The organism is Algibacter sp. L4_22, assembly GCF_023473045.1.
Classification (GTDB): Bacteria; Bacteroidota; Bacteroidia; order Flavobacteriales; family Flavobacteriaceae; genus Algibacter.
This window is the reverse complement of sequence record NZ_JAMCOK010000005.1, coordinates 324,596-341,652: the sequence shown is the minus strand read 5'-3', so window position 1 is coordinate 341,652 and position 17,057 is coordinate 324,596. Positions and strand designations below refer to the sequence as shown.

The window sequence follows — 17,057 nt, the reverse complement described above, 5'->3', positions numbered from 1 at the left end:
CCTTTTGATTTAGCCCTGCGTTAGGGATTGCAGTGAAAAGCCCACAGGCCTACCGTTTGTAATCGGTAGGTCGAGGACTTGTAACGTAAAGCCCGACCCGATAGGGTAACGCCCAAATTATTAATTTATATTTTAATCAAAAAAAAAAGCGACCGTTTGGCCGCTTATAATTTTAATGGTCTAGATATACCAAGCATTGATTTAATTCTGGGTTTTGATGAACGATTGATTGTATGAATATTTTAAGTTCTTCAATCTCGTAAGGTAATAATCGGCTTAACGCCTTTTTTACTTCTTTACAAAACAACGATGTATCGAAACTAACTTTATTAAGCACCGTTTTAGTATACTCAAGCATTGCTCTTGCCATAATGTTATTTAGGTTTTAGGTTTGTAATAAATAGTAAATTTATACTATAGGCTCGAGGGATTTTATTTTATAAATTTAATAAAATATCTAACTATATAATCGTTTTAAAGGAACTTTAACATTTAATTTATCCTGTTTTGTCGATAAAAAAACACTTTTCATCCCGCTTCATTGGTCTCGCAGATATAATTTATAGGAATTAACAATTACTTCTTTAACGTATAGAGGTAATTATTTTTAAAACCTATTATCACCATCTAGCAAATTGCCTAAACCACCTAACACACTACCTTCTCCTTTAGAATTACCACCAGAACGTGGTGCAGATGCCAAAACACGACCAGCTAAACGACTAAATGGTAAAGATTGTATAAATACAGTTCCAGGGCCTTCTAATTTTGCGAAAAACAAACCTTCGCCTCCAAAAACAGTGTTTTTTATACCTCCAATAAATTCGATATCGTAATTTACAGTTTGATCGAAACCTACAATACAACCGGTATCTACACGTAATATTTCTCCAGATTTTAATTCTTTTTTAGCCATAGTTCCGCCAGCATGAACAAACGCCATACCGTCGCCTTCAAGCTTTTGCATAATAAAACCTTCGCCTCCAAAAAGCCCGCGACCTAATTTTTTAGAAAACTCGATACCAACGCTCACTCCTTTTGCTGCACATAGAAAAGCATCTTTTTGACAGATAAATTTTCCGCCAAATTCTGTTAAATCTATCGGGATTATTTTTCCTGGATATGGAGATGCGAATGATACGTTACGCTTACCTGTTAGGTTGTTGTAAAAAGCCGTCATAAACATACTTTCTCCTGTTAAAATCCGTTTTCCAGCTCCTAATATTTTACCTAAAAATCCTGAATCTTGCTGAGAACCATCTCCAAAAATAGTTTCCATTTGTATACCACTATCCATCATCATGAAGCTTCCTGCTTCTGCTATTACTCCTTCTTCCGGATCGAGTTCTATTTCTACGTATTGCATTTCTTCTCCGTAGATTCTATAATCAATTTCGTGTGCTGTCATTTTAAAAAAAGTTTAAAAGATTAATTGTTTATATGTTGAAGTATTTATGATATTGTTACAAAATTTTATTTAAAATTTAAATTTCAGCATGTAAAAAGCTTAGACTGCTACTTTAGGCTGCTTCACCTTAATACTCCATTCAAATTTAAAGGTAGAAACTTCTACACCATCTTCATTCTTCCCAACAGATTCCATCCATAAGGTTTGCCCCTCACCAGTTTCAATAGCTTTTTTTAAGGCTTCATCTATTAAAAGACCATCATTACAAGTAAATATAATGCGTCCGGTAGCTTTTTTTGTAAATGTTGCAGTTTGCGATGTTACTAACATAGATACACGTTTGCCAGAATCTTGAATTTTGCCAATCATTAAAGCCCCCGTAGCAAACTCGGCCGCCATACCTTGCACTGCCCAAAACATAGACTTAAACGGGTTTTGATTTACCCACTTATGTTTAACAGTTACTAAACATTTATTGTTATCTATATGTTTAGTTCTTACGCCACATATATAAGCAGCGGGCAACTTAAACATGGTGTAAGCATTTAGTTTTCTTGGTGTTAATGTCATTTTAAAATATTTAATTTTTCACGAAGTTATGAAAAATATCTTCAGTCTTAAATGTTAAAATAATGTTAATTTTTAGTACTATGCGTTACAAAGTACCTTCTTTTAGACATATATTTGCATAAGAAACTATTATATGTTTTAATATTATGCTAGACAATCATCAAAAAAACATCGCAACTTTTATCCATTTATCAACCTTTAGTAGGTTCTTTATTCCTTTCGGAAATTTTATTGGACCTATTATTTTATGGGCAGCAAATAAAGATAAATCAGACTTTATAGATCGCCATGGGAAACAGGCTATTAATTTTCAAATTAGCATTTTGCTTTATGCTATAATCTTGGGTACGTTATCTGTTCCGTTCTTTATTTTCAAAATTTTTAATGGTTTCAATTTTATAGATTTTAACGGTTTCCAGAATTTCCATATCAACATTGGTAAGCCATCAGCTTTACTTTACATAGGTGGCCTACTGGGTGCTTTTGCAATTATTGGTTTCATTATAGAACTAATTTTGATTGTAATTGCAAGCTTAAAAGCTAGAGATGGCGAGATTTACAATTATCCGTTAACCATTCAGTTTTTAAAATAAATAGACTTTCAATTTTCATTGGAAGCATCAAAATAATTTCATCAATAATCAATCATCAATCAAAAAATGAACAGTTTAACTTTAAATCGCTTTAGAAACATGAATTAATTCACTTAAATTTTTTAGAAAAATCAATTAAAGTTTAATGCGAATTACATTCAACTTCTAAAACACCAAAACATCAAATGAAAATAGAAAACACAAAAGCACAAATGCGTAAAGGCGTATTAGAATTTTGCATTCTTTCTGTGTTGAAGGACGAAGACGCTTATGTTGCCGAAATTCTAAGCACGCTAAAAGATGCCAAATTGCTGGTTGTGGAAGGTACTATTTACCCTTTGCTTACCAGACTAAAAAACGCAGGTCTTTTAAATTACAGATGGGAAGAATCGACCTCCGGACCACCACGAAAATATTATGGCTTAACCGAAACCGGGAAGCTTTTTTTAAAAGAATTAAATACCACATGGAGTGAACTACACCATGCAGTAACCCTAGTAACTAGCCAAAAACCACCAAAAAAATGAATAAAACAGTCAATATAAATTTAGCAGGTATATTTTTTCATATAGATGAAGATGCTTATATAAAACTGCAACGTTATCTGGAGGCTATAAAACGTTCGTTTACAGACTCTCAAGGTCGATCTGAAATTATAGCCGATATTGAAGCTAGAATTGCCGAACTTTTTAACGAACGTGTTCTACTTGAGCGCCAAGTAATTCGTGTAAAAGAAGTTGATGAAGTTATTTCTATCATGGGCCAACCGGAAGATTATTTGGTGGATGATGAGATTTTTGAAGATGAACCTCAGCAAACTTATACCAGAAAAAAAGCGACTTCTAGAAAACTATTTCGTGATACCGACAACTCGTATATTGGTGGTGTATCTTCTGGGTTAGCTCATTATGTAGGTATAGATGCTATCTGGATTCGTTTGGTTTGGGTTTTATTGTTTTTCGGATTTGGTACAGGGCTTCTACTTTATATTTTACTTTGGGTATTAGTTCCAGAAGCTAAAACAACAGCCGAAAAAATAATGATGACTGGCGAACCTGTTAACATTAGCAACATTGAAAAAAAAATTAAAGACGGCTTTGAGAATGTATCCGAAACCGTAACCGACGTCGCTAAAAACGTAACCGATTCTGTTTCTGGAGCAGCAAAAAATGTTTCAGACACTGTTTCTAACGCTACAAAAAACATAGATTTCGAAAAACAAGGCAGTAAAATAAAATCGTCTTCTAGAAGTTTTTTCGAGACTATTGGCGATATTATTATGTTCTTTTTTAAAGTGATTGCTAAATTTATAGGAATCTTATTGATTTTTATTGGTGCCGCTGCTTTAATTGCTTTAATTATTGGTTTGTTTTCGGTAGGTGTTGCCAACTTTGTACACATACCTGGTTTAGATTTGGTAGATATTGTTAATGCCGGCGAAACTCCTATTTGGTTTGTTTCTCTACTTACGCTATTTGCTGTTGGTATTCCTTTCTTTTTTCTATTCTATCTTGGATTAAAAATTTTAGTAAACAATTTAAAATCTATTGGTAATGTTGCTAAATTCACCTTACTAGGCTTATGGTTTATTTCTGTAATTGGATTAATTGTTATTGGTATCCGCCAAGCTAGTGAACACGCCTTTGATGAAACTTACATTGAAAAAACCAAATTGCCAATTACAAATATTGATACACTAAGTATTAAAATGATTGGTAACGATAATTTTAGTTCAAGCGTATATCGTAATCACAGTGATTTTAAATTAGCACATGACGATGACGGGAATAAAATAATCTATTCTTCGGATATTGATATTAGAGTGAAGTCGACTACGGATTCAGTCATCACCGTGGCTTTAGAAAAAAGTGCCGATGGTCGTGATTATCAAAAAGCAAGAGCTCGTGCAAAAAATATTGATTACAATTTTGAACTTAAAAATAATGTTTTGCTTTTAGATTCTTATTTTACAACAGACCCTAAAAATAAATTTAGTGATCAAGAAGTTGATGTAGTTTTATATATTCCAGAAAATATGATTGTTAATTTCAAGAAAAACACAGAATCATACATCTATTACAGAAACTACGATGGTAATATTATTAGAAGAGAACATGTGAATTATGATCTTAAAATTCTTGATAATGAAGTTGAATGTTTAGACTGCCCTATAGAAGAAAATGAAGATTTAGAAATTGAAATTAATACACCAAACGTTAAAATAAATGAGGAAGGTATTGAAGTTAACTCTGATGAGAACCGTTTGAAAATAGATGAAAACGGTATAAATGCAGAATCGGAAGAGGTTAAACTCAAAATTGACAAAAACGGCATTCACATTAACACGGAAGATTAACAATTGAAGCTTTAATTCCACTAAAAAAATGAAATTAGTTTCAATTCATCAATAAAAAACAACAGTTCAGATATTTAAGTTATTAATTAAACCTAATTTAAAAGATATTTGGACTAATAATCATAAATAAAACTTTCATCAATCAAAACACGAACAATCATGACAACACTAACAAAAATTATTGTAACAACACTTTTAAGTTTATGCTTATTCTCCTGTAATTTCGATATCAACATTAACTCCGGAGTTAAAGGAAATGGCAATTTACAAACAGAAACACGTACAGTTACCAAACCATTTTCGACTATTAAAGCGACCGAAGGTTTGGATGTTTATTTAACACAAAGCGACAACGAAAGTATTATTGTTGAAACAGACGAGAACCTGCAAGAACTAATTCTAACAGAAGTTGAAGATGGCGTTTTAAAAATTCATACTAAAGAAAATATAGGTAGATGTATTTCAAAAAAAGTGACTGTAAGTTTTAAAGATATTTCAAGTATTATTGCAACTAGCGGAAGCGATGTTACATCAACAAACACTTTAACAGTTGAAGAATTAGATTTGAAAACAACAAGCGGAAGCGATATGACATTAAATGTAAACTCAACAATTTTAAGCTGTAAAGCCACTAGCGGAAGTGATTTAAATATATCCGGTAAAACCGAAAAATTTAATGCCGAAGCCACTAGCGGAAGCGATATTGAAGCCAAAGAATTAATAACACAATATAGCAATGTTAAAGCAACAAGCGGTGCTGATATTAGTGTAAACACAGAAAAAATATTAGTAGCGAAGGCCACTAGTGGTGGTGACGTAAAATATTATGGAAATCCAGAAAAGGTTGACAAATCTAATAATTCATCTGGAAATATAAGTAAGAGATAATTTTCTTCCTTTATAGGCCCTAATTAAAGCCATTCCAAACTAAAATATAAGTTTGGGATGGTTTTTGTTTTATATTTGTTCTAATAATTAATTCATATATAAAATGAAACATAAATTCCCTACGCTACTAATAGCAGTAAGTTTTTGCTTTTTTGGCCATACCCAAAGTGTAGAAAAAGTAAAAGGTAATAGAAATGTAACCATACAACAAACACCTGTAAATTCTTTTAAGACAATAATAATTGATGAAGGATTTGAAATCGATTTAGTTTACGCTAAAGAGCCATCGATTGAAATAGAAGCTGATGAAAATCTTCATGAGTTTTTTGTTCTCGATGTTCGTGATAGCATCCTTAATTTAGATTTAACAAAGCGGATTACATCAAAAAAACGACTTAAAATTAAAGTTGCTTACGATAATTTTTTAACGACTATTGAAACTCGGGATGACGCAGAAGTGCATAGCCTTTCAACAATAAACGCTGATAATGTTACATTGATTGTGTCGGGTAATTCTGAAGTAGGACTAACAATAAAAACGGACAATTTCAATTTTGAAGGATTAGATAAATCTAAAACTAAATTGAATTTAACCGCCAAAACATCTAAAGTTATTCTAAATGGAAATAGTAGATTGGAAGCTTTAATTAATTCTCCAATTTTAAAAGCCGATTTATACCAAAGAGCAAATGCAGAAATTGAAGGTGGTTGTGATGATTTAACACTTAGAGCGGATAACAACTCGGAGTTTAATGGTAAAAACTTCACTATAAAAAACTGTTATTTAACTTCGGAAATAGCAAGTGAAACTATCTTAGAAGTTACAGATACTATTACATTGGAAGCTTCTGGATCAAGTTCTGTTTACCTATATAACAACCCCAAAATAATAGTGAATAAACTAGCGAACACTTCTAAAATTCAGAAAAAAGAAAAATAAATCAATTAACATAATAAGTATTAAAAGGTAGCATTATAAAATGTTACCTTTTTTTTGTTTTTATCTAAAAAGAAACCACTAATCAATTAAGACGTAACATCAATAAAAACTAAGTATTATAACAAATTTATAAGCCGTTTAAAAGTAAAATTGTTCTGAAACTATTATTCTTTCCTAAATTTCTCTTAAAATGGAATAAACCAAACAATACTTTTTCAGTCTAATTATATTTAAGGTTATATTTAACCTTTCCAAACTCTCAAAATAAAGATTAACATTAACTTCCGTAACTGTAGATGAATAAATTGACATTTTTAAAAAAAATATCTTTCTTAGTTATATTTCTTTTCTGTCTAGCAAGTTTTGCCCAACTAAGTAAAACGCATTTTATACCACCTTTAACCTACGCCGATTCTGATAATGCTTTACCTCAAGATCAGTATATATATTTATCTACACCTTCTGTAACCGATGTCGCTTACACTATTATTCCAGTTGGACAACCCACATCAACGTATATATCTGGGGTAGTTTCAAATTCATCTCCTGTAGTTATTTTTATAGGCAATGGTGATAGTCAGTTATTCATGCCACCTGCACAAACAAGCACCGTTACCAATAATAGAGGCTATATTATAGAGGCCCAAAATAGTATTTATGCCTCGGTTAGAATGAATGCTGCAACCACTGGAGCACAAGCTGGAGCACTAGTTAGTAAAGGTTTAGCCGCCCGTGGAGAAACTTTTAGAATTGGAACTTACACCAACGAAAACCCCCAAGACAATTATCTCAATTTTGCTTCTGTAATGGCTACCGAAAATAATACAGAAGTTGTATTTAGTGATTTACCAGCGGGTTTAATTATAGAAAATTATTCAGGAACAACCCCAATAACGGTTAATCTAAACAAAGGAGAAAGCTATACTATTGCAACTAACAGCAATGAAAGCACTATAAACACTGATGGATTAATTGGGACTTTAGTTAACTCCGATAAACCCATTGTTGTAAACTGCGGATCTGCAAATGGTAGTTTTCATAACGGTAATGGTAGAGATTATGGTATCGATCAAATTGTGGGCCTAGATAAGGTAGGCACAGAATATATTTTTGTGAAAGGTGATGGTTATGATGGTTGGGAAAACATTCTTATTGTAGCACATTACGATAATACTTCAGTTAGTATAAACGGAAATGCTGCAATTGCCACTATAAATGCCGGCGAGTATTATTTAATTGAAGGCGATCAATATATTAACGGCAATATGTACGTAGAAACATCTCAATCCGTTTTTGCTTATCAAGGTATTGGAGCAACACCAAGCGAAGCTAACCAAGGTATGTATTTTGTACCACCATTAAGCTGTGAAACACGCGGGAATTTAAATAATATCGCGAATATTGAATCTATAGGAAGTACAGATTTTGAAGGAGGTATTTCTATTGTTACTAAGGCCGGAGCAACGGTTACGGTAAATAACACAGCTTTAAGTAATTTTTTCACAACAGGACCAATTGCAGTTACAGGAAAACCAGATTACGTCACTTATAAAGTAGTAGGACTAACTGGAAACATTTCTGTACAAAGTACAGACGAATTATACTGTGCTTATTTCAATTTTAACGGAGCGGCAACCTCTGGTAGTTTTTATTCAGGTTTTCCAACACCTCCAGAAATTAATTTCAATGCTGTTTTTGAAAGCCTAGGAAATTGTATTCCAAATGTAACTTTAGAAGTTGCTAACATGGACAACTTTGATAGTGTCGAATGGTTTTTTGACGATGGCTCGGGTAGTGGCTTTGTTACAACAGGAATTACAACATTTCAAATTATACCAACCGTTTCTGGAACCTACAAACTTGTTGGAGAATTACTTTGTTCGGGTTTAAAACTCGAATCTCTCGATGTACCTGTAAGTATTTGTCCTGATGATGGAGATACCGACGGTATACCAGACAATATAGATATTGACAACGATAACGATGGTATTTTAAACTGTACGGAATCTTATGGTAATCAAATTATTAATTTATCAAATATAAATAGTGGTAGCATTCCTATAGGCGCATATACTTTCTCTGGAAATACAACTGTTACCAATAATACAGCTACGACACCAATTTCAGGAAATAGTGATGGCGTATTTACCAGTGAGGTATCTATTAAAACCGGTGACCCAGAAAGTAACACAACCTACCAATTAAGCTTTAACAAACCACTTAATTTATTGGTAAACTATCCTGACAACACTTTTACTGGTAGTGGTACACTCAATACTAATCAGGAATTTGTTATTCGAGTGCCCAGCACAAGAACTATTACCCTTCTAGATCCTGATGATCAACTTCTAATTGATAGCGATTTTGACGGTATTTACGAAACGGGAATAACGCAAATTTCGGCTTTCGAAATTAGATTTAAATCAAAAACATCATTAGCTTTTGGAGCTGCAACTTTCACTTTTTCGGCTCATAGCGTAAACCAAATAACTTATATTCATAAAAATATTTCAGACACAAATAGCAATCAAGCTACGTTTCAAATTGCTGCAACTTGTGTTGGAAAAGATAATGACCTAGATGGTATTGACGATAGTTTAGATTTAGACAGCGATAATGACGGTATTCCTGATTTTATAGAAAATCAAGGCAAATTTGTTACGCTATCAAATATAGATGCAGATTCTAACGGATTAGATGATATTTATGATATTACGGCAACACTAATAGACACTGACAACGATGGCGTACTTGATGTTTATGATTTAGATAGTGATAATGATGGTATTTATGATTTAATTGAAACAGGTGTATTAGGTACTAATGTTATCGATAACGATTTGGATGGGATTGATGATGGACCTAGCTTTGGTACAAACGGATGGATAGATCGTGCAGAAACCTCAGCAGACAGTAACCAAATAGGATATACTCTAAGTGATTTTGACAACGACACTGTATTTAGCTATATTGATTTAGATTCCGACGGAGATACATGTTTCGATGTTATTGAAGCCGGCTTTTCAGATGCAAATATGGATAACTACCTTGGAGACACTGCAACTATTACTGTAGACACAAACGGATTAGTTAATAACACTTCAGACGGTTACACAATTCCCGATTTCAGTTATTTAACCAATGCTCCAATATCCATAACAACACAACCTGCAGATGTAGCTATTTGCGAATCTTACGATGCTTCCATTACGATAATTTCAGATGAAGCAGAAACATTTCAATGGGAAGTAAGTACAGATGGCTCCACTTGGAACACCATTATTGATGATACTAACTACAGCAACTCACAAACGGCAACTCTAAGTATTTCAGATACACCATTAACCTTTAACAGCAATCAATACCGTGTAAAATTAGATAGAAGCGGAAATAGCTGTGGCTTATATTCAGAAAGTATGACGCTTACTGTGAATGCGCTTTCAAATGTTAATTCGCCTGTTATTTTAATTCAATGTGATGATGCTGATCCAACAACACTTGGTTATAGTTATTTCAATTTAACCGAAGCTAATAATGAAATTTCATCAAATGCTGTAAACGAAACATTCAGCTACTATTTAACCCAAGCAGCTGCTAAATTAGGGGATGAAACGAGTCTTGATTTTATTACAGACCCTACCACTTTTCTAAATAGAACAATTAGTAACGATATAGTTTGGGCGCGGGTAGATAATCCACTTAACTGCGGAAATATTGCAGAAATCCAACTTAATGTTTCAACAACAGTAATACCTTCTAGCTTATTAATAACTTTTAATCAATGTGATGATTTTCTTGATATTGACGGAAATGATACAGCCAACAATAACCAAAGAGATGGTATTGCAACATTCGGTTTTAGTAGTGTAAATACAACTTTATTAAGTTTAATTCCTTCCGGTCAAACCCCATTACCTCCGCGTTATTATAGAAATGAAGCTGATGCTTTAGCTGAAATAAATGAAATTACAGATATTTCTAATTACAGAAATATTGGATATCCAAATTCGCAAACTATTTACGTACGTGTAGATAGCAATATATCTAACGATTGCTTAGGTTTAGGTGGCCATATTTTATTAACCGTAGAACCTTTACCAATTGCAAACCCTGTTACAATAAACCGAGCTTGCGATGATGATACTGATGGCGCTTACCCTTTTGATACTTCAAACTTAGAAAATGATGTTTTAGGAACACAAAATCCTGCGGATGTTGATATTTCATATTTTGATACCGCTGGAGATCCTTTATTATATTCTAATGGCACGCCTGTTATTAGTCCTATTTCATCTACATTTTTAACCAGTAATCAAACCATAACAGTTCGAGTTACAAATGCGACTTCTTCGGCTCCCGATGGCCCTTGTTTCGATGAAACTGCAGTAGAATTCATAGTTGACGAAAGTCCTATTGCTAACCCTATAAACCCAATTATCGTGTGTGATGGCCAATCTGGAGACATTGATGATGATGGTATGTATCCTTTCGATACCTCTACCTTTTCTAATACTATTTTAGGATCGCAAACTGGTATGAATATCAATTATGCATATCTAGACGAGTCTGGAGTTTCAGTAACAAATTCATCTTTACCAAATCCTTTAAACTCAGAATCTCAAAATATTTTAGTTGAAGTTACTAATCCAGCTAATACAATCTGCATGGCAACTACTACAATAGAATTAGTTGTAAATCCGCTTCCAAATTTCACCGTAGACTCGCCTTTAATTGTTTGTACATCAGATCCAACTTTCAGTGTAAACTTAGATCCTATTGAAGCTAGCGTAATAGATAATTTTACTTACGAGTGGTATTTTGAGGATGGTACATTTTTATCCAACCAGTCCACTTTAGATAATGTAACCGTTGCCGGAACATACTCGGTAACACTTTCCAAAACAGATGGAACAGGATGCTCACGCACCCGAGATATTATAGTTACAGCCTCGGAGCTTGCAAATATTACTCAAGATGATGTTACCATTATAGATATCTCTAATAACAACTCCGTAACCATAGACCCTATAAATTTAGGTTCTGGAGATTATGAGTATGCCTTAAGAGAAGACGGCTCAAACTTTATTACTTACCAATCGGAACCTGTATTTACAAATGTACGTCCAGGCTTTTACACCATTTATGTAAAAGATGATATTTGCGGAACTGCAGAATTAAATATTTCGGTAATTGGCTATGCCAAATTCTTTACACCTAATGGAGACAGCTATAATGACTATTGGCAAGTAAAAGGCCTAAACTCTCAAGTACAGCCAAACTCTTTAATATTTGTTTACGATCGTTACGGAAAACTACTTAAACAATTCTTAGCAGGTTCAATAGGTTGGGATGGTACATTTAATGGAAATGCTTTACCTTCTGATGATTATTGGTTTAATGTTCAACTTGAAGATGGACGACATTTTAGTGGACATTTCACTTTAAAACGATAACACATTTATTTTGCTTAATTTTGTAAAATGAAGTTTAAGATTGAATCAAAATTTAAGCCAACTGGCGATCAACCAAACGCAATTAAACAACTAACGGCAGGTTTAAATGCAGATGAAAAATATCAAACTTTATTAGGTGTTACAGGGTCTGGAAAAACTTTTACTGTTGCTAACGTTATTGAAGAAGTACAACGCCCAACGCTAATTTTAGCACATAACAAAACCTTAGCTGCTCAGTTATACTCAGAGTTTAAGCAATTTTTCCCGAATAATGCGGTAGAGTATTTTGTATCATATTATGATTATTATCAACCCGAAGCCTATATTCCTGTTTCTGGGGTATATATTGAAAAAGATTTATCTATAAATGAAGAAATAGAGAAAATGCGTTTAAGCGCCACTTCTGCTCTACTTTCTGGTCGTCGTGATGTAATTGTTATAGCATCTGTATCTTGTATTTATGGTATTGGAAATCCTGTAGAGTTTCAGAAAAACGTTATTTCATTAAAACAAGATCAAGAAATTTCGCGCACAAAACTACTCCATACTTTAGTGCAAAGTTTATATTCTAGAACAGAAGCAGATTTTAAACATGGTAATTTCAGAATAAAAGGTGACACGGTAGATATTTTTCCTAGTTATGCTGATGATGCTTTTAGAATTCACTTTTTTGGAGACGAAATTGAAGAAATTGAATCTTTTAATATACAAACTAATGAAATTGTTGAAAAATACGAGCAAATCACAATTTATCCAGCAAATATGTTTGTAACATCTCAAGATGTTTTACAGAGTGCCATTACAGATATTCAGGACGATTTAGTAAAACAATACGATTATTTTAAAGAAATAGGTAAACATTTAGAAGCCAAACGCCTTAAAGAACGTACTGAATTCGATTTAGAAATGATTCGAGAATTAGGCTATTGCTCAGGTATTGAGAACTATTCACGGTATTTAGACCGTAGACTTCCAGGAACTAGACCTTTCTGTTTGCTAGATTATTTTCCGGACGATTATTTAATGGTTGTAGATGAAAGTCACGTAACCATTTCTCAAGTACATGCCATGTACGGAGGCGATAGAAGTCGAAAAGAAAATTTAGTAGAATACGGTTTTAGACTACCTGCTGCAATGGATAACAGACCTTTAAAATTTGAAGAGTTTGAAGCCATTCAAAACCAAGTAATTTATGTAAGTGCCACACCAGCCGATTACGAATTACAAAAAACCGATGGTGTTTATGTGGAGCAAGTTATTCGTCCAACAGGATTATTAGACCCAATTATTGAAATTAGACCAAGTTTAAATCAAATTGATGATTTAATTGAAGAAATACAAATACGGGTAGAGAAAGACGAGCGTACTCTAGTAACCACGCTTACCAAACGTATGGCGGAAGAGTTAACCAAGTATTTAGACCGCATTCAAATTCGTTGTCGTTATATACATAGTGATGTAGACACTTTGGAACGTGTGGAAATTATGCAGGATTTACGTAAAGGTTTATTTGATGTTTTAGTTGGTGTAAATTTACTTCGTGAAGGTTTAGATTTACCTGAAGTATCGCTTGTAGCTATTTTAGACGCCGATAAAGAAGGTTTTCTACGCTCTGCTAGATCATTAACCCAAACTGTTGGTAGAGCAGCGAGAAACCTTAACGGAAAAGCTATAATGTATGCCGATAAAATTACTAAAAGCATGCAAAAAACGATGGATGAAACCGATTACCGTCGTGAAAAACAAATAGCTTACAATACCAAGCACAACATAACGCCAACGGCACTCAATAAGAGTTTGGATAATATGTTAACTAAAAACTCTGTAAGCACATACAGTTATGAGTTAGAAGCCGCAAGAGCAGCTGAGCCAGAAAGCGAATATTTAACCAAAGGTGAATTAGAAAAGAAAATAAGAGAGAAACGGAAACTTATGGAAGAAGCCGCAAAAGCCTTAGATTTTTTAGTTGCGGCTAAATTACGTGATGAAATTAAAGCTTCGCAAGACAAACTAGAAAAGCTAAAGGGTTAAATCTTTAGCTTTTCCTTAATCCCATACTTTTTCAACTAAAATTAACACTTAATAGCTTTTCCTTAGCTGGAAATCTTAAATAATAGGATTATAATTATGACTAATTGTATTGTGTTTTAAATACATCGATTAACACATCTGGTGGTACTATTTTATTAGGAAAGCTTTCCATTAAATAAAGTACCTTAGTGATAGCTTCATGACTTAAACCCATTCGTAATCCAAAATTATATAATTTGATTACGCTTGCTGAATTATTACCATCACAATGCACTTGCTCTATATTCATTAATAATACGAGTCTATGAAATTGTACGATACGCTCGCTATGAGATTTTAAATGTGTGTAATCAATAGGATTTTCTACTAAATATTCAAAATCTTCGCGTGCTATTTCTAATTGTTTGGCAACACCTAGCAAAAAATTATATTCAATTCTTTTTATATCTTTATCATACTTTGCAAAAGCAATCATTTCGGAGAGGAGATGCAATTTCTGGGCTCGATTAATCATTTTAAACTGTTATTGAGGGTTATACCCTAAATTTACACAGAATGATTAAAAACTAATCGGGGATATAATGTAACTTATCGAAAAGACATAGGTATTTTATCGTGATTTTTATTTATTTCATCAATATTTTAAAAAATTTCATCTAATAAAATCGCATTTTATCTTTTAAAGCCTTATTAACAAAAATTTCAAGAAGCTTTCGAAACACCTTATAGAATAAGTGTTAACCGCTATACATATAACGCCAACTATCAATATTTCAAATTATTATAAAAATTATTTATTAATAAATTAAAAAACATCAGGTTACATTATTTATAAAATCAGAATCGATGAAATGCACCCTTTTGGTTGAATTCCTCTTTAAAACAGCCTTTTTTGTAAATTAAGTAAGAAACACTAACAAAAATTCTATTTAAAATATTAAGTTAACTTAAGTTTTAATATCTTAATTTTACGATTATCGACAAAAGGACGATTTAAAGCCTATTTCAATTTATAAAAACAGCAATTGCTATTGAAAATATGACAAATAATGATATTTTAAAAAAGTTACGCGTGGCTCTAAAGCTTCGTGATGATGAAATTGTAAAAATTTTGGAACTTGTAGATTTCAGAATTTCTAAAAGTGAACTAGGAGCCTTTTTTAGACGTGATGATCATCCAAAATACATGGAATGTGGCGATCAAGTTTTACGTAATTTCCTTAACGGATTAGTAATTCATTTACGCGGCCCAATGCCTAAAAAAGGAGAAAAGAAACCACAAAAAAAGGAGTAGCGATTAGCTACTCCTTTTTTTTATGAATTAAAAATCTAATTAATCTTGATTAGATTCTGTTTCTGTAATATCTAGATATTTTGCAATGCCATTAGCACCAATATCATTTCCTGGGTTACCATCTTCATCTATATCTTCATATATAGAGAAAACACCATCATTATCATCATCTGTATCTGCATAATCAGGTGTTCCATCACCATCAGTATCATCGTCTGTAGTATCTTCTAAATCATCATAATTAACTATAAATTCACCATCACCATTTAAATCTTCAAGATAAGATGGTACACCATCAAAATCATGATCGTTTACAGTAGTCTGCAATAAATCGAATTTAAAAATTAAAGGTGAGTAAGCTGAAATATCTGTTAAACTAGAAGAAAAATAACCAAGTCCTGAAGGAAGAAACATAACGCCCGCTCCATGGTTAGAGTAAGCTACAGTGCCATCTGCTGCATCTGCAATAGTTTCAGCTGAATTAAAGTCGGTTAAAACTTTTCTCCAAGCCGGAATTAAATCTATTAAATCTAAATTCACAGGGTTAACAGCGCTATCGAAAACAGTACCATCAAGTCCAGATCCTTCATATCTCACTCTCACATCATCACAAAAGTTAGGAGATTCATCGCCACCACCATCATTTAAATGTAAAATATATACAATATAATCAGTTTCTGCATAAACCACTTCTTTCGCATCTAGTACAAAATCTGCATCGGCATTATTCAATAAAGAACTTAACAAAATGCTACCTTCTGGTAAAGTCTCACCATCTAATAATTCTGTTAATTCTAAATCACCAATATTTGGGTTTACATCTTCTCCTTGAAAATCACTTGCATTAAAGTAATGACTTTCTAAATACGTAAGTAAAGCTTCATTATCTTCAACTTGCTGTTCTGTTCTATCATTTTCTTCAACAACAACCACGTCATCAGCGTCGTCATCCTTCTTACAGGCCGAAAAAACTAAAACTAAACTTAATATTAAAAAACTTATTTTTCTTAAACTCATTATTGCGTATTTTTGACGCGCAAGATACACTTTATTCAAGAATATTTAATCTTGTACAACAACATTAACGAAGTTTTTACAATAATTATATGCGGATTGATAAATATTTGTGGTGTATTAGATATTATAAAACAAGAACCCTAGCTACAACAGCATGTAAAAAGGGGCAAGTTAAAATTAATAAAGCCTCAGTGAAGCCTAGTAGAGAAGTATATCCACAGGATATTGTTGAACTGCGGAAAAACCAAATAAATTACCAATTAAAGGTTAACGATATTCCTCCAAGCCGTGTTGGAGCCAAACTTGTAGATTTATATAGAACGGATACAACGCCTAAGGAACAGTTTGAAGCGCAGGAGCTTTTAAAATACTCAAAAGATTATTATCGTAAAAAAGGTGTTGGTCGTCCTACTAAAAAAGACCGCCGTGATATTGATGGTTATAATGAAGATACTGCTTTTGATGAAGAGGAATAACGTCTTTTCTATTTTAAAGTTTAGAATAATC

At 32.8% G+C, this 17,057-nt stretch carries 14 protein-coding genes; 9 read left to right on the top strand and 5 right to left on the bottom strand.

Translation table 11 applies throughout. The annotated features are described in order from the left end of the window. Positions 1 to 172: 172 nt before the first annotated feature. The 3 genes from M4I23_RS14875 to M4I23_RS14865 form a co-directional block, all read right to left on the bottom strand. Positions 173 to 370 (bottom strand): hypothetical protein, encoded by a 198-nt coding sequence (locus tag M4I23_RS14875; protein ID WP_158848766.1) that lies wholly within the window; start codon positions 368 to 370, stop codon positions 173 to 175. Positions 371 to 607: 237 nt separating this feature from the next. Further along, positions 608 to 1,408: a TIGR00266 family protein gene (locus M4I23_RS14870; protein ID WP_158848764.1), complete on the bottom strand. Its 801-nt coding sequence runs from the start codon at positions 1,406 to 1,408 to the stop codon at positions 608 to 610. Between the two features lie 99 nt (positions 1,409 to 1,507). After that, positions 1,508 to 1,978, bottom strand: a complete 471-nt coding sequence (locus tag M4I23_RS14865; RefSeq protein ID WP_249754938.1) for a DUF4442 domain-containing protein — start codon at positions 1,976 to 1,978, stop codon at positions 1,508 to 1,510. 146 nt (positions 1,979 to 2,124) lie between these two features. On the opposite strand from M4I23_RS14865, the gene M4I23_RS14860 reads away from it, so the two are divergent. From M4I23_RS14860 to uvrB, 7 genes are all read left to right on the top strand, one after another. Beyond that, the gene (locus M4I23_RS14860; protein WP_249754937.1) at positions 2,125 to 2,571 is read left to right on the top strand and encodes a DUF4870 domain-containing protein; all 447 of its coding nucleotides are present in this window, start codon (positions 2,125 to 2,127) and stop codon (positions 2,569 to 2,571) included. A gap of 185 nt (positions 2,572 to 2,756) precedes the next feature. Continuing rightward, positions 2,757 to 3,098, top strand: a complete 342-nt coding sequence (locus M4I23_RS14855) for a PadR family transcriptional regulator (RefSeq protein WP_158848758.1) — start codon at positions 2,757 to 2,759, stop codon at positions 3,096 to 3,098. Beyond that, on the top strand, positions 3,095 to 4,927 hold the full coding sequence (locus tag M4I23_RS14850) for a PspC domain-containing protein (RefSeq protein ID WP_249754936.1): 1,833 nt from the start codon (positions 3,095 to 3,097) through the stop codon (positions 4,925 to 4,927). Before M4I23_RS14855 ends, M4I23_RS14850 begins: the two co-directional genes overlap by 4 nt. 159 nt (positions 4,928 to 5,086) lie before the next feature. Continuing rightward, positions 5,087 to 5,815, top strand: a complete 729-nt coding sequence (locus M4I23_RS14845; RefSeq protein WP_249754935.1) for a head GIN domain-containing protein — start codon at positions 5,087 to 5,089, stop codon at positions 5,813 to 5,815. Positions 5,816 to 5,918: 103 nt separating this feature from the next. Next, entirely contained in the window at positions 5,919 to 6,755 is an 837-nt protein-coding gene (locus tag M4I23_RS14840; protein WP_158848752.1) for a DUF2807 domain-containing protein, read from the top strand. Between the two features lie 296 nt (positions 6,756 to 7,051). After that, positions 7,052 to 12,208: a T9SS type B sorting domain-containing protein gene (locus M4I23_RS14835; protein WP_249754934.1), complete on the top strand. Its 5,157-nt coding sequence runs from the start codon at positions 7,052 to 7,054 to the stop codon at positions 12,206 to 12,208. A 27-nt stretch (positions 12,209 to 12,235) separates the two neighbouring features. Further along, a complete protein-coding gene (gene uvrB, locus M4I23_RS14830; protein WP_158848748.1) occupies positions 12,236 to 14,239 on the top strand; it encodes an excinuclease ABC subunit UvrB in 2,004 nt (667 codons plus the stop codon). A gap of 100 nt (positions 14,240 to 14,339) precedes the next feature. Here the strand turns inward: uvrB and M4I23_RS14825 are convergent, their stop codons facing one another. Beyond that, positions 14,340 to 14,753: a TerB family tellurite resistance protein gene (locus tag M4I23_RS14825; protein ID WP_158848746.1), complete on the bottom strand. Its 414-nt coding sequence runs from the start codon at positions 14,751 to 14,753 to the stop codon at positions 14,340 to 14,342. A 525-nt stretch (positions 14,754 to 15,278) separates the two neighbouring features. Here M4I23_RS14825 and M4I23_RS14820 point away from each other — a divergent pair. Next, positions 15,279 to 15,533, top strand: coding sequence for a DUF1456 family protein (locus M4I23_RS14820; RefSeq protein WP_042504819.1), 255 nt, complete (start codon positions 15,279 to 15,281; stop codon positions 15,531 to 15,533). 39 nt (positions 15,534 to 15,572) lie between these two features. Here M4I23_RS14820 and M4I23_RS14815 read toward each other — a convergent pair whose 3' ends face one another. After that, positions 15,573 to 16,550, bottom strand: coding sequence for an FKBP-type peptidyl-prolyl cis-trans isomerase (locus tag M4I23_RS14815; protein WP_249754933.1), 978 nt, complete (start codon positions 16,548 to 16,550; stop codon positions 15,573 to 15,575). An 89-nt stretch (positions 16,551 to 16,639) separates the two neighbouring features. On the opposite strand from M4I23_RS14815, the gene M4I23_RS14810 reads away from it, so the two are divergent. Continuing rightward, entirely contained in the window at positions 16,640 to 17,026 is a 387-nt protein-coding gene (locus tag M4I23_RS14810) for an RNA-binding S4 domain-containing protein (RefSeq protein WP_158848743.1), read from the top strand. Positions 17,027 to 17,057: the final 31 nt, after the last annotated feature.